We start from the raw sequence: 19973 nt of genomic DNA on the forward strand, positions 1-19973 counted from the left end.
AATCTGTGCCGACTTACCGGGTTTGATAAGAGATTTGAATATTCCTTGTACTAGGAGTATGGTTGTAAGTATATGCTTAAGAATAAATACTTCTGGGGACTGGTTTTAATATTAATAATAGTTGGTTCTATTTTCTTCTGTATCGGTGGTAAGACTTTGCCGAGCAAGATGGTGGAAGGTGAGATTACTCTCTACCAAGTAGCTTTCAGTGGCGAGGTGGCGGACAGAGCTTACATAGATGTTCCGTTTAGGGTGGCGAGTGAAGCGGTGCGACACCTAAATATCGGTATTGATTTTAACGGTGATGGAGTGATTACTCCATCTGATGATAATAGTAATGAGTGGGTAGTAAGAAACGTTGTACCAATAATATCAGCTGGTGAACATTTGCGCTTCCTGATTGAGCTTAAAGGAAATGAGATTAAGGAGAGTGACAAAACTGAAGTGGTCTTTTTCTACTCCAAGGCACCGCTGCCTGCGGCAGCGGTGCAGTACGGAGAATCTGACATTAAGTTTACCTCTGAACGGGCTCGTATTACCTCAGTTCAAGTAGACAATATGCAAACTTCCTTATATGTAGACGAGGAGAATAACAAGCGTACCGGCCCTTCGGTTATCGACGCAAACGAGAAAGTTGTGGCAGATGATTTTTCACTAATAAATACAGCGAACTCTCAGACTGATCGCCCAGACTACTACAATGCCAGTCACGATGGGGTGCCGGACCAAGATCAAGAGTACAACGAATGTAGCCCAACTTCAGTCGCCAATTCCTTTACTTGGTTGGCTAAAGAATATGGTTTTGAGGACCTAATGCCGGAAGATATTGGTAGTACGATTGATGAACTCAAGGCTGACTTAGATTGGGACAGTGGGACTAATGATGAAGATATTATTCCAGGCAAGCAGATGTTTGTTGATAGGCACAATTTGCCGATTGAAGTACATCAAATAGGTTTGCAAAACGATCAGGATATTCATTATCAGATTTACGAAGAGTTAAAGAAAGGCCAAGCGGTAGAAGTGTCGCTACAGTTCTACAAGCGTGATGAAAATGGTAACAAGAAAAAAGCGGGCGGACATATGGTAACTGTCACTGGTGTGTCTGGTGGTCCTGATTTTAAAGGAATTCGTTTCAATGATCCGGCGACCGAACATGCCGAGTCTGGAAGTGGTGAGTTGTATGAGCTTAAAGGTAACAAGTTAAAAGGATTTTGGACTGATAAAGAAGTAGAGATTGAGTACGCTTATGCCCAGTCACCAATTACCAGTGTAACTGACGGTACTTGGGTAATGCCAAGCGGCAAGGCTTTCTTGGTGGGGCAGGATCATGTCTTGAATGCTGGTGGGGACGTAGTAGCTAAAGGTATTTCACGCTTTGGATTTTTTAACAGCTTTATTGATCACCCCGGTGATCATTATGTGGGAGATCGCTTTACAGTGGTGGCTACAGTGGTCATGCGAAATGGTGAGCGGCAGTATATGTTTTATACTGATGAGGATGGTAAAAGTCAGGCCTACTGGCACGCAGCAAAAGGTCCGTGGACTTTAGATGGAGTCATAACTGGCGGTGGACCAATCTCTCCGGGTCGCCTGGTAGGGCGTCCGACTGTAACAACAGTAAATGGTGATCGTTATCGACTGGAGCAGACTTATCAGTGTGTTGAGCCAGGCTTGGCCAAGGTTACCTACGAAGCCAATGTGACTTGGACGGTAGAGGATTCCGGTCAGCTTCCACCGGACATGGCGAAAAGGTACGAAGATCAATTGAAACCAGAAGCAACCTTCAAGATTAATTCACCGATTTTCCAATGTCTAACTCAAGACGTAGGCTTAATAGATGAACCGACAGGTCTTTCTTTACCAGAGCCTAAGCCAGTCTGCGAAGGGGTTGAAGAAAATCCGGAAGGTAAAGAAATAGAGGTCTTAAAGCTTGGTAAGGAGTGTTATCCAAAAGTGCAGTTTCATGTAGGGGGAGCAATGGATCCCTGTCAGGCTGAACATTGGCACGCCGGTGGCAAAGTATTTTCACTCTTAGGTACCGAGACAGAGGACCCCAACCCGAATGCTTGTGGCTTTGGAAAGTTAAGTGAAGTTAAAGTCGAGAAGATCAAAATTAGTCCTGACACCGCCGCTAAATTTCTTGGTGGTGTCCTAGATGATGCTCACAGTTCTCATGATGAAGGCGAAGTGGAATACACTGACTTTAATTATAACGGGTATAGTGATGGGTTTGATTATAAGGTAAACGGCAATATCGAGTACGGAGGGTACGATGTAGAAGTTAAGGGGAATTAATTGACTAAAATTTTAACGACTGGCTTATCCAAGTAAAGCAAGGGATAGTATGGATAGCGTGATGGCGATAGCTTTTTGGAGATTCCAATGCTCGTTGTAGAAAATTATCGAAAGTATAATTGGTATCAGTATATATAAAGAATGAATGGTTTGGACAATTCCTAAGGTGCCGCCTTTAGTATATGCGTATAAAACTAAGTAAAAAGCCAAACTAATAAAGATGGAGCGTAGTGAAGAGTGTAATATTAGTTTGAAATTAGAATCTGTTTTTATATGATTAAAAGTAGGTCTAAATCCCTGTTTAAAGATTATTGTAATTAAGGTCCCTATAAATACACCTACTGAAGAGTAAAAAAGTGCGACTAGAACTTGGATTCCGGAATCTATAACGAATTTACCCACGGCAGCAGCTAGGGCGGAAACTAAGGCGGTAAGGAGCACGAAAATTAGTCCAGCCTTCAAATTATTTTGCCGGCCGTTTTCGGCTTTGGTAATTAGCATAAGAGGCACGGTTAGTCCCAAGACCATTCCAAGCCACTCAGTTGAAGTGAAGCTTTCATTAAACCAAATAATGCCAAATATAATAGCTAATCCTGGAGAAAGTAATTTAAAAAGAGGGAAGAATATAGTGGAATCGACATGACGAAGAGCATACACTTTCATAATTCCTCCCAAAGAAGCAATTATTCCACCGATCGTCATCATTAAAGTAAAAAAATTAATTTGCCATATTGAATAATTTAGTATCAAGGCAATGGGTATGATGAGTATTGAAGATGATAGTCCGCCATAAAGTATGAAAACTTCAGCATTGTATCCACGACTTGCCGCTATTTTAAAGTAGAAATTACTGACTCCGGCCAGTACCGCAGCCAGTACTGCTGCTATAAACCAAATTTCCATCGAGTAAGTATAGCAGCCGTATTATGATAAGTTAATAAGGTTTACTTATTTAAAAAACACCCGTCACTTAAATAGTGACGGGTTAATGAATTTTTCTTATCATAATTTAAGCTCAAAAACGAATACTAACTTTAACACTACCTTTTACCAGATCTGGATCAGCGAGACGAGCGGTTACTTGACTGGTGAGGCGTAAGACCGGATTAATTCTCATACCAAAACCAAATGAACCATATTCATCGTTATTAGCTCGTCTAAGATTGCCGTGTAAGCTAAACAAGCTATTAAGTGGATATTGGTAAGAGACTGTTTTAGTCATAAAATCACTATTATTAGTATAGCGCCCCGTTAAGTTTATGTTCTGTCTTAAGTTGCCATACCTAAAATTCATCATGACTCTAGAATTATCGATAAATTCATCTGTGTCATCAAACCAATTAAAAATTGTTTGATTTGTTACGTTGCCGGATACAGCTAACGGAAACCTTGTCCGGCTTTGACCCAGATCAGGAAGTGTCAAATTCTCGTTATTTTCTAGTATAGTAAGTGAAGCGTTACTGTTGCCGATGTCTCTCGGCTCTGTTTTTGCTACAACGTTTTGTGTGCCATATATGAACAAAAATATTACATGAACACAGATAAATATACGTTTATACATTGGTTTATCCTGAAAGAACAAGAAATAACTAAACCCCATCTGATAAGCTGTCATAAAGCATTTAACTTTAAAACTAAAGCCAAATTAGTATTTAGACACTATCATTAGAGTGGTTCATCTAGTTGACGTGATAATCCGGTGTTTCTTACATTCTCCGCCCATAAAACTCCCAGAATGGTTTAAGTGCTGTATTGTTTAACAGCTTAATTCAATTAAGGTGTCCCATGCGGGTGGTAAAAATGGTGCTATACTCTGATGATGGAATATCTGCCAAACCTTAGCGTCGTTGTGCTATTTCAACTTATTTTCTTTATCGTTCACGCGGCGGTGGCTAAGGAAAAAGCTAACATTTTCAAATATTTATCTATTGGTATTTTGCTCGGATTGCCGTTTGGCATTGCTTTTGATTTCATTTTCGGCAAGTCAATTGGTGTGTTTGATTATGGGGCCGGTTTTGTGCTTTGGTTTTTGTTTGTAAATGGGTTTCTGTCGTACGGAATTATGATGGCTAATGTATTGTTGCTAAAACACTACTCACTGCTTCAGGTGTATCTCTGGTCCATTGCTCTTGGTTTCACTTATGAAGTTGTAAATTGGAAATTTCCGGTGTGGGAATGGACTTTTTCTTCCGAAACTATCGAATACTTGGTCGTGATTTTTGCCGCTTACGCCGGACTGACTTGGCTGATGATGGGTTGGCTGAGATTGGTGAGGGGTATTAAGTTTAAATTATTCTAGTTTTATTTTCCAAACCTCGCCAGAAGAAGTAAATAGCAATAAAGAAGACCGCTTGTAACAAAATGATTGTGTTCAAAAGGCCAATCTTATCAGCGATTAATCCAGTTAGGTAAGCGATGATAACGTAGATAATGCTACCACCTAGTCCGACCAAACTCCCCATGGTTGCCCGCTGTTCCTTAGTATATTTAGCTTGTAGCAGATCCTCGGTAGCAATTTCACGTACTCCATAGCTAATACTGGTAATTATATCCATAAAGAAGGCGGCTATAGGCGTATAAATAACAGCTAACACCGAAACTGATATTTTTTCAAAAATATTTAAATGCACCAGTGATTTTTTAATACCAATTTTCTCTACTATGAAATGGTTAGCATGCATAATTAATCCGGTGATAAAGCTACCAAAAGTTATGATTAGACTTACTAGCCAATCAGGCATAAGGGAAGAAAAGAAAAGAGAGCGAAAGCGGTATTCTGCGTTACCTACTCCCCGGGAAAACATTTTTCCTAAGCTCAAGTCTCTGAGCGAAGTGTTACTTTTAAATTCTTTTAATGCAGTCTTTAGATTGTAGTAAATATTACTTTTGTTTGGCTTGAATTTTTTAAGATCGGTCAATAATAATGATAAGACTAAACCGATAAACATAATAACTGCGGCGGCTAACAAAGTGGCACGAATATCGTAAAAATAAATAATAAGAGTACCAATAAGACCGGCTACTACTAAAGAATACATACCTTGAGCTCGACGTTTACCTTCAAACTTTTTATATAAATTTGTCTTTCCAGACACTTCTAGATTTTCATAGACAAAAGCTGAAATAGTACCACTACCGAGTGAAATGGATAATCCTACCAGAATAGCACCGAGTACTAGGTAGATAGTGGAGTCAGCAAGAGAGTAGAGTAGTACAGCTAAGAAGTTGGTCAGCATATAGAGAATTATGGTCTTTTTGCGTCCGATATGATCCGAGAGTATTCCGGTCGGTACTTCCATAAGGCTACTGGTAGCATGCATGATAGCGAACACGGTCATGCCTGTAGCATAGGAGTTTGTAATAGTGACAAAGAAAATGACTAATACTCCCTCAAAAGTTCTAAAGCTATACAAGAAAGCTAGAATATTTAAAAGTTTTAGATTTTTCTCAGCTTGCAATAACATATCCAAGGTCTGATTGTAGCATCTTTTGAAGAAAGTTTAATTTTTTAACAAAAAAGAACCCTCGTCGTAAAGACGAGGGTGTAACTTGAGATCTTATCAGCCAGATCTACACATTATCAGCAATATCGCACAGAAAATGGGGTCACAGAAAATGGGGTCAGCCACCATTTATTTTATATCTTCTTTCTATATATAAGGGAATTGAACCTCCAAGTTACTTAGCAGATTTTTTTACAAAGTAAAAAATCTGCTAAGTACCTGTAGGCTTTGAAACAGTGTTTAGACACTGTTTCAACAGCTGTTTTCAGTTCTAGGAAATGAACTGAAAACATGCCTGCGACCGTTTCAATTACCGCGCGAATGAAGCAGTTCATTCGCTCCCATCTACACTAAAAAACAAAAAACGCTCATTTGAGCGTTAATGTTTTAATTTGTGGAGATGGGGGAATCGGTCACGAGTTACTAAGTATAATCTTTCGCTCCGCTCAGATTCTACTAAGTACTCTCGACCCCAGCTCATTTGTGGCAAAGCCACATCATTCCGCTTTTCAATTCTCGACGCACAGTGCGCAGGCACTGTGCTCCATCTCCACAAATAATAAAAGCCCCAAAATGGGGCCTTATTAATTATTTGTGGAGATGGCGAGAATTGAACCCGCGTCCGAATTAGGGTGTGATCGTGAGTCTACAGTGCGTAGTTAGTTTTTTGGATTTAAAATCATTTGCTTATGAACTGACAAAACACAAATGACTCGAGTTGTTTAATTCTTAGAAACCTATGACAACGACAAAGGCTTCCAAAGTCTCGTGGCTATTCTACAAGTATCAGCGTATGAGACCTTTACTGAACCTGCATCATTCCGGCTAGCGTAAGTTTACGCAAAAGCGGGAGCGAATCCAAATGCGTTAGCATAAGGACTTGGTATTGCTTTTTTTGCAAATACAAAGTGGAACCTTTTAACGAATTGATTGCCTGTTTCGACACTGCACACAACCGACACGACTAACCGTCGATGCCTAGCATCCCCAGTCACGATTTTAGCGAAAGCCTTCGCTAAAATCGTGACTGGGAACGGCGTGTAGTTTTAAATTGTCAATTTACCACTTTTTTCATTATACCATATTTTGCCATTTTATACAAATGAGTGACCTTGAATCACCACCCTAATTGCACAGACCATCACTTCCAAAATATCTGATGTGGAGACTTGAAATTATGTCTCTTTCTAGGACGATGATTTATACGACGAACCGCTTCAGAAAGTTCTTGTGGAGTAATGGTGTTGAAATCCAAGTCTTTCGGAAAATATTGTCGAAGTAGCCCGTTAGTATTTTCATTGGTACCACGCTCCCAAGAGTGGTATGGATAAGCAAAGTACACAGTCATACTCGTTTGTTTCTCAAACCGTTCCCAGTCACTGAACTCGGTACCGTTATCAAAGGTAGCGGTCTTTCGTTTGTTTTTGGGTATACGCCTGAATTTTTCCACCGCCAGTTTAGTGAGTAAAGTAGCATTTAATTTTGGCAGAAGATACGCAATTAGATACCCGCTTCTGCGATCAACGAAGGTGACAATACGTACTCGTTTGTCTCTTCCCAGCATAGTATCTCCCTCCCAATCTCCCAAACGGGAGCGACGTTCAATAATGGGCGGTCGTTCATCAATACGACGTTTCTTGGCTCTTTCACGAACTTTTTCACGTATTTTGGTGCCTCGTTTGCGCCGATACTTGCCTTTCTGAGAACGAAGAAATTGTTTAAGGTGTGGAGCTCGTTCGTTAATGTATCGGTAGATAGTGCTCGCAGAGATGTCATCACGTACTCCGACTATCTGTTCCGGTGAGTAGTGTTGTTTTAATAATCGTTTCACTTCTCGTAATAATACTCCTTTGAGTATTCTAGTACCTTCCATAGCAATGATACGTGCCTGTTTTTTCTTTCTGCGAACCTCGCGAGCATCGTATCTATCCCGACCACCATACGCTTTAATATGTCTATTAACCGCACTTGGATCTTTGTTGATAATGTGCGCAATCTCCACTCCTGAGTATCCCGCTTTGAGCATACGTGAAATAACCGGCCAGTCTTCCGGTCCTATTTGTTTGTGTGACATACAAAAGCAGTATGTATGTCATCTTGACCTGTGCAATTAGGGTGCAAAGGATTGTGCAATTAGGGTGAGAATTCAGGGACACAAATTACTTATTGATTATTGTGGAAAATAACCTAGGAACGACCTTTTTCCGGAGCTCAATCGCTCCTCTCTAGGGTCGCACCTACTTTATTTTCATTATAGTACCTTTGGCAGATTTTATTGATTGCTATAATTCTCATCCTAATTGTGATGAAGGATGAGGGATGTTGAAAATAAATTACCCGGCAAACGCGTGAGCCTTTGCCGGGGGGTGGGTTCGTCTGAAATTATATTTATATTATACTGTAATTAGTGCATATCTTTTATCTGTTTTTTGTATATGTAATTATTACAGGTTATGTTTCTTGTGTAAAAGATTGCGGTAAAATCATAGCTCTTCATAATTCATAATAAAGTCTATCTTTTATTTTTTCGTATTTGCAATACTTACATTCTGTTATTACTCTATAGATATCCATTCCTTGTATATAGATTCTATGTAAAGCAAACCATCTTTTGCATTTCGGACATCTTTTCTCCCAGAAAATCATACACAAGGTAATAATTACTGGAACTAAAAAAATAGCAGTAAGTAAAAATTGCTCATCCATTTTGGAACCTCCTTTATTTTATTGACTCTTTAGAATACGCTCGATATTTCTCTTCGTATCCCGCTCTTTTAGCTTTTCGCGCTTGTCGGCTTTTTTCTTACCGCGTACCAGCGCGATTTGTAGCTTGATCTTTCTGTTTTTACTATACCACTTAATTGCCACTATTGTCAAACCTTGCTGTTCGCCTTTTTGTACTAGTTCTTTGAGTTCTTTTTTGTTTAAAAGTAATTTGCGGGTACGTTCTGGGTCGTAGTTTTTTGGAGTGTTGGGAATTTGGTAGGGACTGATAGAGGCACCAAGTAGCCAAGCTTCGCCACCACGAATTACAACATAAGCTCCATTTAGACTGGCTTTGCCATTTCTGATCGCCTTGACTTCAAAGCCATTCAAAACAGCCCCAGCTTCAAAGGTGTCCAGGATTTCAAAATCAAAAGTGGCTTTTTTGTTGCGAATATAATCAGTCATATTTATGTATATCCATAATACTATAGTGGTTGTGGGAGGATTGGGCAAATAAATATTAGTGTTTGGAATCGTATGTACTCGTAATATATGTATTTTTATGTATAATGCACGATACTATGTCAAAAACAGAAAAAGAAAAAGTGGAAACAACTGAAACTGATACAAATTCCGCTATTAATAATGAAAATAAACAAGATAAATCAACTGAGCCTAAGGCAGTCGATGATAAAAAAGGTGTTGATAAGAAAGGGCAAGAAAAGCCTGGGGCAATGAAAAGAATCCGAGGAGCTGGTCAACAGATGCCAATCGGCGCTGGAAACTTTTGGAACAACATGTTGTCGACAGTGTTGTTGCTGGTTTTGATTACACTAGTCTTCAGTCACCTGACTGATACACAACAGAAGCCGGAAGAAATTTCGCTTTCTGAAGTAGTGACGCAGGTAAAGGCTGGTGAGGTGAAGGAGATAATTGTGCGTGGTAGCAAGCTCGAGATTAACTATACCGACGAAACCCGTAATTCGGCTGAGACAAAGAGGGAAACAGACGCTTCTGTGACCGAGTCTTTGACAAATCTGGGAGTAACTACTGATCAGTTGAATGCCATAAAGATAGACGTACAACGTGAGACTGGTTTTGGCTACTGGCTTGGACAATTTGCACCGTTTATTTTCCCGCTGCTGTTTTTGATTATCATCGTTTGGTTTTTCATGCGGTCAGTTAAAGGGGCTGGTATGCAGGCTCTTAATTTCGGTTCAAGTAAGGCACGGATGATTGACCCAAATGACACCTCACAAAAAGTTACCTTTAAAGATGTGGCGGGGGCTAAAGAAGCTAAACAAGAACTTGAAGAGATAGTGGACTTCCTTAAAAATCCAAAGAAGTTCCTGGATATTGGTGCAGAGATTCCAAAAGGGGTGATGATGATGGGGGCGCCGGGTACCGGAAAGACATTGTTGGCACGGGCGGTAGCGGGAGAGGCTGGAGTGCCTTTCTTCTCTATCTCTGGATCAGAGTTCGTAGAGATGTTTGTGGGGGTTGGTGCTTCGCGAGTGCGTGACTTGTTTTCTATGGCTAAAAAATCAGCGCCGGCAATTATCTTTGTGGATGAGATTGATGCAGTGGGACGGGTTCGTGGTACGGGAGTGGGGGGAGGTAATGATGAGCGTGAACAAACCTTAAACCAAATCTTGGTTGAGATGGATGGTTTTGAGCCAAATGCAAAGGTGATTGTCATGGCAGCTACCAACCGTCCGGACGTGCTTGATCCAGCACTCCTTCGTCCTGGCCGCTTTGACCGACGGGTTACAATTGACTTACCAGACCGTAAAGACCGTGAAGAAATTCTAAAAGTGCATGCCCGCAAAAAACCACTTCAGGATGACGTGAATCTAGAGATAGTGGCGCAGCGTACACCTGGTTTTTCTGGTGCAGATCTGTACTCTCTCATGAACGAAGCGGCCATCTTAGCGGCCCGTGAAAAGAGAAATAAGGTTGGACAATTTGATGTTATCCGTTCAATCGAAAAAGTGATGCTCGGTCCAGAGCGTAAGAGTCATGTACTTTCTAAGCGCGAGCGATTGTTGACTGCTTATCATGAAGTAGGACATGCTTTGGTAGCGTCTGTCTTGCCTTATACTGATCCGGTGCAGAAAATTTCAGTCATCTCTCGTGGACGAGCGGCCGGTTATACTCTCAAGTTACCAGATGAGGATCGACGAATGCACACCAAGAAGGAATTCTTGGATGATATCGCAATGACACTTGGTGGCTATGTGACTGAAGAAATGATCTTTGGTGACTTGACTACCGGTCCAAGTAACGACTTGCAAGTGGTGGCGAATATGGCGCGAGACATGGTCACTAAGTATGGTATGAGCGAGCTCGGTCCGATTGCTTTTGAAGGGACTGGCGGAAGAATGATCGGTGGCGGTATGAGTGAGGATAGGGGTTACTCACCTCAGGTAGCTAAAGCAATAGATGATGAGGTGAAGAAAATAATCGAAGAAGGAAAAGAAAAGGCGCGAGAAATTTTGACGAAGTATCGCAAGGCGCTTGACGTTATTTCTCACAAGTTAGCTGAAGTAGAAACATTGGAAAGAGAAGAGTATGAAGCGCTCCTAAAGCAAGAAGGTGTTGAGATCAAAGATGTTTATAAGGAGCAAAGGGAAAAAGAGGAGAAAGTTGGTGACCCAACCAAAGCTCTAGAGCTTGACCCGGATGGTGACACTTTGGCGGATAAGTAAGATATTTTAAAAAGAATTGAAAAAACGGTCGCTTGCGACCGTTTTTTTGATAGTTCAATGAACTGTCTCGCCAAATTTCAGAGCGTCAATGATTATTTCTGATGGTATGGTTATATTGTTTTTTTCAATGAACTCTAATATTAATCTTAAGTGTTCTTCAGGCACTCCGTCAGATAATTCGTGTAACAGTTTGATTATAAAATTTTCTTTATCAATAATATCTAAACTGTTGTCCAATAAAGATTTAAAGTTAAAAAAAACTAGGGCAAAGGCTTGATTACTGTTATTGTTGTCTATAAATAGACCGTATAAGTTGTTGTTACCTATAAGATCTATTCTGCACGGATTCAGTTCACTGTATTCAACTTTTTCGGTCTGTACAAAAAGGCAGTCTAGGTCAGGTCTATAAATTGTCCCTTGCTCCAATATTAGTAATTGGTTGATTATTTCACTTTTATATATGTTTTCACCATATACATCATCATTATCACCAAAAAACGAAAATATATCTGCATTGTTCATGTACTTTTCCTCCTTGTATGAGATTGTGTTTATGTCCAAGGTTCAAACTCTTTTTACTCTATCACAAACTTAAAAAGTAAAAAAGCAGACCGTAATGGTCTGCTTATGTTTTGATACTGATCTTAATCTTCTTTTACAAACCAAAGTTTTGGATTTGTTAAACAAAGCCATAAACATTTTGTATAGTACAAGGTGATAGTTTTTAAATATTTTCTAGCTACTTTTTTTAGAAAGATAGACAAAATTTCCCTGAGCCACATTTCGGTTAGTAAGACTGGTACCAATTTTACATTATGCAAATCTTTTGGTAGGTCAAGTTGAAATCCGACTACCATGTCTGGAAAAGGTATGTGGTTGCAAGTTATTACTTCAAGACAACAACTAACCCTTTTGTATTTAAAAGACCAGCCAACTATAAAAACTTCAATTCCTTTTATACTTCGGTTTGGGTCACCTGATCTAACATAGCTAGCAAATGGTTTAAAAGGACCAAATTTATGATATTTTTTTACGAATTTGTAAAAGTGATCCCAAAGAGGACCTTCTTCCGCTATTACTGGTAATTTTTTTTCGTATACTATCGGTAAATGTTTTGTCTCCATTGGGACACCTCCTTGTTTTGGTTGAAAATAGTGCTTCCAAAAACTAATACTAGCATTATATTTGAGTGTAAGCAAAAAGATAGATTTAGTGGTTAGTTTAAGGTTGGTTGAAGTTTAACGTTGTGTTATGAGAAAATTCCCCTAGTATCTAAACACTTCACCATTGTATAATTCAAAGATATTTTAAAAATAAATTTATTTACTTCATGAAAATTATTGGCGGTTTCTTTTTAAGGGTGTTTGGTGCATTGATCTTCACAGGTCTTATTTTTATATTGTATGGTTGGCAGCAAGTGGCTTTGGCGGCGTCACTTAGTGATCTTGGTCCCCAGACAGTTGAGTCTACTCCTTTAAGTCAAGGGACTCTTTTTGTAGCACCAGACGGAAGTGGTACTAATTGTACAGAAGTGTCTCCGTGTAGTATTTGGACGGCAAACGGCAAGGTTGTGCCGGGTGACGTGGTTTTTTTGCGGGGAGGGACTTACGCTTTAGATAAAAAAGTAAATATGTACCACACAGCTACGGCTGCTAATCCAATAGTATTTGAAAGTTACCCGGGAGAGTGGGCGGTGTTTGACGGTGGTCAGAACGAAAAAGGGTTGAAAGTTTTTTTACAGCTAACTGGAAAACATATTCAGCTACGTAAGTTTGAAGTCAAAAACATGCCGGTCCAAGGTATCTGGATTGGTGGTACAGATAACTTACTTGACGGTATACATGTGCACCATAATGCTTTGAGTGGTATTCAGGTCTATAGCCCCTACGATCAGTATCCATATGATGCCTATGGTTCTCGAAATGTTATTCGCAACTGTACTTCTCATGACAACTCTGACGCTGGGCTAACTTCATCCGGCTTTGGTGATGGAAATAATGCTGATGGTGTAGCAATCTCTTCTGGTGAAGGTAATAGAGTTGAGCATTGTTTGGTCTACCATAACTCCGATGATGGTATCGACGCCTGGCGGTCAACTAATACTTATTTTGGTTACAATATTGTTCATTCCAATGGTTATGCTAGCGGTAATGGTAATGGTATAAAGGCTGGGTCATCACAAGGACAAAGTTTTGGTACTATTGTGGAGCATAACTTGTCATACTCAAATGCTGGATATGGTGGCATTATCCATAATGGAGGAGTAGACCAGACATATATTAATAATACGACTTGGAATAACGCAACTTACGGCCTGGTTTTATCAAAGGAGGTAACAGCTCTTAATAACGTAACCACAGACCCGCTTGGTCCAAGTAATCCAAAATACGCAGACAACAACTCTTGGCAACGCACCGGTACGGTGGAATTTATCAGTACCAACCCAAGCTCTTCGAGTTTCCTAAAACCAATAGCCGGTGGAGGTTTTGAAGATATTGGGGCTTATGCTGGAGTATCGAGTGGTGGGACAACAGTGTCTCTATCAGATCTGGTAGTGGAAAGTTTGTCGTACGACGAAAGTACTGGAAAGTTTACCGCAGTAGTAAAAAATCAAGGGGCGGCCGCTACACCAAGTAATAAGAGTATAGGAGTAGCCTTCTTGGTAGATGATATTGAAAAGGTCCAAGGGCAAACCTCTGGCCCGTTGGCTGTAGGAGCATCAGTGAGTATTGTTAGTGGTAGTGTTTATACAGTATCAGAAGGCTCACATACATTAACTGCCAAAGTTGATAGCAATGGTAATATTTCTGAGTCTAATGAATCTAACAATAATTTTAGTCAAGACATTACAATTGCCGGTTCGTCTTCAAATATCTCTGTTGGTACAATAGATGGCATCGGTCCACAACCCATCACCCCAACTCCTCTTAGCCAAGGTACTATCTTCGTTGCACCAAATGGTACTGGAGCTGCCTGTACTGACGCCAATCCTTGTGACATCTGGACTGCTATTGACAAAGCTGTAGCTGGAGATGTCGTTTTCCTTAAAGGTGGTACTTACCAAGTAACTAAGAACATTTACCTCAATAATATTGGTACTGCTTCCAATCCGGTGATCTATGAGAGCTATCCAGGACAAAAAGCGGTGTTTGATGGAGCTAGTCTGCTAAGAGGAAGCTGGACTCAATTATTAATCACGGGTAAATATATACACTTACGCAATATAGAGGTAAAAGGAATGCCTAGATCTGGTATTGAGATTAACGGTACTGATAATATCGTTGATGGTATACACTCTCATCATAATACTCTGTCTGGTATCAGTATATACAGTTCTCCTAATGGTGATGATAAGCCTAATGCTGGTTCCAGGAATATTATGCGTAATTGTATTGCGCACGATAACTCCGATGCTGGTTTAACTGGTAGTGGTTATAATGACGGTAATAATGCTGACGGTTTGAAGGTTCATAGTGGTTTTGATAATAGGGTTGAAAATTGTCTGGTCTACAACAATTCTGATGATGGTATTGATACTTGGGTGTCGGTGGGAACTTATGTTGGTTATAGTATCTTCTATTCTAATGGTTTAGCGGCAGGTGATGGTAACGGCATCAAAGCTGGAGGTATCAAAGCTGGCACTACTGTTCAGGGTAGAAACGCTTACATCGATCACAACATATCTTATTCTAATCGGAGTAGAGGTTTGGATACAAACCAAGGAAAAAATGTTACTTTCATCAATAACACCACTTGGAATAACGCTGCTAGAGGAACTTTTGCTGGTGATACTACAATGAAAAATAACATATCTACCGACACTAAAATTTGGTCAGTTGATGCTGGTATTCAAGTAAACAACTCTTGGCAACGCACCGGTACGGTGGAATTTATCAGTACCAACCCAAGCTCTTCGAGTTTCCTAAAACCAACAGCCGGTGGAGGTTTTGAAGATATTGGGGCTTATGCTTCTATGGTTTCGTCGAATTCGTCCAGTAACGGCAGTAACACACAAGGGACAAGTTTAATTAATAACACTACTTCTAATACGACTAACTCATTGTCGTCTGGTGGTGGTTCTGGTTCTTCTAATACAGCAAATTCAAGTAATGACAATTTATCTAATACTTCAACGGGAGATAGTGTTGCACCGACTGAATCTCCAATTACCACCAATAGTCTTAATAATTCAGTGATGGCAAGTACCCAGCCGATTTTAACTACCAAGATGGGTATTGGTTCAAGAGGATCAGAGGTCAAACTACTCCAACAATTGTTGAACAGAGATCCTGTCACTCAAGTGGCTGCTTACGGTGACGGCTCCAAGGGTAATGAAACTGATTTTTACGGAACATTAACCGCGGAAGCAGTTGGAAAGTTTCAAATTAAATATGGAGTATTGCAAAGCAGAAACGAAGAAGGTTATGGAAATGTCGGTCCTCTTACACTAGCAAAGCTCAATGCGGTGTTTTCAACTCCGAGCCCTTCCGCTGAGCTTGTTGGACAAGCTTTACTTATGCAGCAGATAAATGACTTACTAAATCAGGTGCGATATTTGCAGTCATTATTGGCCCAGAAAATGAACGGCAATATCGGGACTGTGTTTACTAGGAATTTAGCTTACGGATCAGAAGGTGAGGATGTTCGTCGGTTGCAAATAAAACTAAATACAGATTTGGAAACCCAAGTTTCGCTGACTGGTGATGGGGCACCTGGATTGGAGACGACTTTCTTTGGTAAGGGTACTGAGGCGGCGGTTAAACGCTTTCAAGAAAAGTACAACATTATTAATTACGGAACACCAGAGACCACCGGTTACGGAGCCTTTGGTCCGGCCACTAGAGTAATGATGGAGAGCTTGTATTAGGATTTGCCCAAAAAAGTTAAAGGTAGGAATTGAAACCGTACCCGAAGTCGAGTGCGGTTTTATGTTTGTTAAAGAATATCTTCTTTGACTATTAGTCCGTCTTCCATTCTTACTATCCGATTACAGTGCTTGGTATACTCTTCTTCGTGAGTGACCATAACTATAGTTTGACCTTGTTTATTTAAAAGACCCAATAGGTCAATGATGGCGGCACCGGAAACCGAGTCAAGATTAGCGGTCGGTTCGTCGGCAAAAATAATTTTAGGATTACCAACAATCGCTCTAGCGATGGCTACACGTTGTTGTTCACCACCGGATAATTGAGAGGGAAGATTCTCATCTTTCCCTTCAAGATCGACGGCGCTCAGCATATCGGAAGCCCTGTCTCGAGATTCGTCCCAGTCATTACCTTTCATTAGAAGGGGGAGCATAACATTCTCAATCGCGCTTAAGTCGGGTGCCAAGGCATAATCTTGGAAGATATAGCCAAGAGTATTAAGGCGGAATTCTGTTTGGTCACTTTCTGGTAGTTGACTGACATCAACGTTGTCGATAATGATGGTACCTTCGGTGGGATGATCAAGGACGGATAGCTGATACATAAGAGTGGACTTACCAGCCCCGGATTTACCCATGATGGCAATGAATTCACCTTCAGATACAGTAAAATCGACTCCTTTAAGTACATGGGTTGAGACATCGCCGGTAGTAAAAGTTCTATGAATGTTTTTTGCTTTTATTAGTTTCATAATATTTTTATTTTCTACCTAGGATAGAGTTAAGAGTGTTTTGTCTAGTGATCAGCCAGGCAGGTAAAAAGCCAGCAATCAAGGTGGTGAAGAAGAGAGTGACGAATTTATAAAAAGTGAGAACCGGATCAGCTACTAAGATACCTTCACTGAAAGGGAATTGTATCGGGTTGATCTCAAAATATGGGATTAGTACACCATAAGTTAGTAGGGCACCTAAAGCCGATCCAATTAAAGCGTAAAAAGCAGCTTGTAGAACATAAGCAATTTCAATTGCCCGCTCGCTAATACCTATACCTTTTAAGATACCAATATTACGGCGCCTTGATAAAGCGTTTATAAAAATGATTATGAAGATGGTAATGGAGGCAACTACTAAGCCAATTGAGCCGATAAAGTTACCGAGCAAATTAAAGGTCTTTTTTATATCAGCAATAAATTTTGGTGTTCCTTCTTCAAAGGTTTGGATTTTAGCGTATTCATCCAAGCCGCTTCTGACCAGTGCTTCTTTCACGTTAGAATTTTTAGTTGGGTCAGCGATTTTGACGGCTATCAAATCAGCGTTCTGGTCAATTCGTCCAAATAGTCTTCGAAACTCTCTTTCGGAAATATAGGTGTTTAAGTTTACGTCGTCGACTTTAGATTGCAAAATTCCTTTGACGGTAAATTCTTTCGATATGTCACCAGCCGTTAGTCTGACACTATCACCAGGGTGAACGTCTTCAATAGTTTCAAAAATGTCACCGTACAACTCAGCGTACTGACTTAGATAATAGGCGCCAATCAAAATCATACCTTCTTCGTTTGGGCTAAGATATTCTCCCTCCACGACAAATTCACTTAAATCTGATGTTTGATTTTCGGTTATGGGATCTACGCCGGATACTTTGACATTGGTTACATCAGCATCTCCTTTTAAATCCCTTCTTTCTTTGTAGTTGGCTTCCAATTCACCGACACCAAGGTAGCGAACAGATCTAGTGGTAACTTCTGGGTATGTATCGAGTTCACGGACTATGGCTTGGGTGTTTACTATATGATCTTCATCACTTTTGGCTGAGACAATTAAGTCACCCATGGAGTTTTCGCGAACAGCATTTTCGGCTCCGGTAATTAGTCCAACCAAAACACCTGATACCGCTATCAGGTTTAGAAAAGTCAGCATCATGACAAAAATAATTAGAGCTGTAGTCCAAAAGCTAGCTCGTTGAATCTGTCTAAAGCCAAGCAGTAGTCCGATTCTAAAAGTACGCATAAGTCATTACGGAGCAATTACCACATCGTTTTCGTTTAAGCCTTCAATTACGGCGTAGCCATCATTGCCGATAAAATCGACTGTTATCGGGATAGTAATTGCCGTGTTGTTTTGGGGGACTAGGACGGTGTAATTACCATCTTCTTCAGTTAAAAATCGTTTTGGTAAACGCAGGACATTTTTACGCTCTTCAACTATTATATTTATGTCAGCATTGAGGCCGCCGCGGAGCCAATTAACTGGTTCATCAAGAATCATGGTGGTCTCAAAATAGGAGACACCGGCAATTGTCTCTGCCAGCGGAGAGACAAAAGTTATGGTGGCGGTCAAGACTTCATCACTGTGAGCATCAAATACTAACTCAGCCTTTTGTCCTAAGGTGACCTTGGTTATATCGATTTCTGGAATTAGAGCATTGATTTCAAAAAAGTCATCAGCCACCATGGTAACAACCGGTTCAAGTCCGACCGTTTCGCCTAGAGCTGGTTTAATATCAGTAACCGTGCCAGCAAAGGGTGCGTAGAGTATATGGTCTTTAATTTGGGCACCGATACGAGCTAACTCAGCTTGTGATTGGGTAACTTTAGCTTCGTTTCTTTCTACGGCTTCGGTGCGAGGGTTGGCAGTAGTTAGAGTTTCGTTTTGTTTGGCTAATTCCAAATCTTGTCTTAAGGCATCTATGGTGTTGTTTTTGGTGGTAACTGCTAGATTATAGGCGTTTAAGTTGGTTACGTAAGAGCTACTTTCGGTATTTGGTATTTTTATTGTCCATTCAGAGTTACCGTATTTTGAGTTAGGATCAAATTGTATATACAAACCGCAGTTACCAAGTGGGGCAGCGCTGTTGGTGTAGGCAACGTGAGTTCCGCTTTCGAGGCCACTTAATACATAAGAGTATCCTGACTCTGCGTCAGAACGATAGGTTTTTAAAGTGTATTCTCCTTTCTCACAAGTATAGGTGCCAGTAATGGTGGGTGCGGTACTGTCTTCGTCGGAGTCGGTTGGTTGGGCTGTTAGGTTGCTTGATAGGAGAGTGCGGTAGGCATTGGTTACTTTTATTTCTTGCTCACGGAGGGCTTGCTCTAGCGCTTCTTCCGCTATCTTTACTTTTGTTTTAGCGATATCACGTTCTTCTGGACGAGCTCCGGACAGGGTTTCTTCTTGGTTGGCTTTAGCAATTGTTAGGTCTCCTACAGCTCTTTGATATTCAGCTTGTAAATCCTGGTGTTTTAGTGATATTAGCAAATCATCCTTTTTAACAGTTTGTCCCTTAGAAACATTGATTGATTCAACTATTCCGGAAATTGGGAAAGCCAGTCTGGCGGTTTTGGTAGCATCAACGGTACCGGAAACAGATATAATCTGACTAACTGTACCAACATCGACATTGGCTGTGATCCATTCAGGTGTACTGTTTTTGTGTTTGACAAAGTAAGAAACTGACAAGATTATCACAATTAAAATAATGACAATGTAGCGGGTTTTCTTATTAAAAAAAGTTTTCATGTATCCGTACAGTATAGTACAAATGCTAGAGGTTTTAAATCTTTCTTGTGGTTTCAAAACATAAAAATAGAAGGCGACACCTCAAAATATCTAGAGGTGTCGCAATTATGAGTGACTATAGGGCGGTATGTATGATGATGGCGATACCAGCGTATGAACAAAGATCTCCAGTGAAACGTAGGTATTTACCACCAAAAAACAAAGTTAAGCCTATTGCAAAAAGAACAACAACAATAATAAGCGTATCCATGTCTTATTCCCTCGTGTGTTAGTGTCAAAGATAGAGTATACATATAAGTTATGTATTTCAAACACGATTTAGTGTTGTAGTAATACACAAAAGATGGTGGCTTTGGTAAAAAAATCTACACTCCCACTGCT

Annotated in this window: 14 protein-coding genes and 1 other RNA gene; 4 read left to right on the forward strand and 11 right to left on the reverse strand. The window is 40.3% G+C overall.

From position 1 onward, the window contains the following. Positions 1-72 precede the first annotated feature (72 nt). Positions 73-2298, forward strand: a complete 2226-nt coding sequence (locus H6779_03845) for a C39 family peptidase (protein ID USN87519.1) — start codon at positions 73-75, stop codon at positions 2296-2298. A gap of 24 nt (positions 2299-2322) precedes the next feature. On the opposite strand, the gene H6779_03850 is transcribed toward H6779_03845, so the two are convergent. Together H6779_03850 and H6779_03855 are read right to left on the reverse strand one after the other, a co-directional pair. Next, positions 2323-3201, reverse strand: a complete 879-nt coding sequence (locus tag H6779_03850) for an EamA family transporter (GenBank protein USN87520.1) — start codon at positions 3199-3201, stop codon at positions 2323-2325. A 112-nt stretch (positions 3202-3313) separates the two neighbouring features. Then, positions 3314-3913 carry a hypothetical protein gene (locus H6779_03855; GenBank protein USN87521.1) on the reverse strand — a complete coding sequence of 200 codons (600 nt, stop codon included), beginning with the start codon at positions 3911-3913 and terminating at the stop codon, positions 3314-3316. Between the two features lie 204 nt (positions 3914-4117). On the opposite strand from H6779_03855, the gene H6779_03860 reads away from it, so the two are divergent. After that, positions 4118-4597, forward strand: coding sequence for a hypothetical protein (locus tag H6779_03860; protein ID USN87522.1), 480 nt, complete (start codon positions 4118-4120; stop codon positions 4595-4597). Here the strand turns inward: H6779_03860 and H6779_03865 are convergent. The 4 genes from H6779_03865 to smpB form a co-directional block, all read right to left on the reverse strand. Further along, a complete protein-coding gene (locus H6779_03865) occupies positions 4584-5768 on the reverse strand; it encodes an MFS transporter (GenBank protein ID USN87523.1) in 1185 nt (394 codons plus the stop codon). The two genes, H6779_03860 and H6779_03865, sit on opposite strands and share 14 nt — an antisense overlap. A gap of 625 nt (positions 5769-6393) precedes the next feature. Further along, positions 6394-6790: a transfer-messenger RNA gene (gene ssrA / locus H6779_03870) on the reverse strand. Between the two features lie 152 nt (positions 6791-6942). After that, a complete protein-coding gene (locus tag H6779_03875) occupies positions 6943-7875 on the reverse strand; it encodes an IS30 family transposase (protein USN87524.1) in 933 nt (310 codons plus the stop codon). A 650-nt stretch (positions 7876-8525) separates the two neighbouring features. Then, a complete protein-coding gene (gene smpB / locus H6779_03880) occupies positions 8526-8972 on the reverse strand; it encodes an SsrA-binding protein SmpB (protein ID USN87525.1) in 447 nt (148 codons plus the stop codon). Between the two features lie 332 nt (positions 8973-9304). On the opposite strand from smpB, the gene H6779_03885 reads away from it, so the two are divergent. Further along, entirely contained in the window at positions 9305-11215 is a 1911-nt protein-coding gene (locus H6779_03885) for an ATP-dependent metallopeptidase FtsH/Yme1/Tma family protein (protein USN88302.1), read from the forward strand. A gap of 54 nt (positions 11216-11269) precedes the next feature. On the opposite strand, the gene H6779_03890 is transcribed toward H6779_03885, so the two are convergent. Beyond that, entirely contained in the window at positions 11270-11737 is a 468-nt protein-coding gene (locus H6779_03890; protein USN87526.1) for a hypothetical protein, read from the reverse strand. A 122-nt stretch (positions 11738-11859) separates the two neighbouring features. Next, the gene (locus H6779_03895) at positions 11860-12339 is read right to left on the reverse strand and encodes a hypothetical protein (protein USN87527.1); all 480 of its coding nucleotides are present in this window, start codon (positions 12337-12339) and stop codon (positions 11860-11862) included. Between the two features lie 206 nt (positions 12340-12545). On the opposite strand from H6779_03895, the gene H6779_03900 reads away from it, so the two are divergent. Beyond that, a complete protein-coding gene (locus tag H6779_03900) occupies positions 12546-16082 on the forward strand; it encodes a right-handed parallel beta-helix repeat-containing protein (GenBank protein USN87528.1) in 3537 nt (1178 codons plus the stop codon). Positions 16083-16150: 68 nt separating this feature from the next. Here the strand turns inward: H6779_03900 and H6779_03905 are convergent, their stop codons facing one another. From H6779_03905 to H6779_03915, 3 genes are read right to left on the reverse strand one after another with little or no spacing between them, the layout of a single operon-like run. Further along, on the reverse strand, positions 16151-16831 hold the full coding sequence (locus H6779_03905; GenBank protein ID USN87529.1) for an ABC transporter ATP-binding protein: 681 nt from the start codon (positions 16829-16831) through the stop codon (positions 16151-16153). 7 nt (positions 16832-16838) lie between these two features. Beyond that, a complete protein-coding gene (locus tag H6779_03910; protein USN87530.1) occupies positions 16839-18086 on the reverse strand; it encodes an ABC transporter permease in 1248 nt (415 codons plus the stop codon). Positions 18087-18092: 6 nt separating this feature from the next. Beyond that, a complete protein-coding gene (locus H6779_03915) occupies positions 18093-19592 on the reverse strand; it encodes an HlyD family efflux transporter periplasmic adaptor subunit (protein ID USN87531.1) in 1500 nt (499 codons plus the stop codon). Positions 19593-19973: the final 381 nt, after the last annotated feature.

Source organism: Candidatus Nomurabacteria bacterium, assembly GCA_023898525.1.
Taxonomy (GTDB): Bacteria; Patescibacteriota; Minisyncoccia; order Phycocordibacterales; family UBA918; genus OLB19.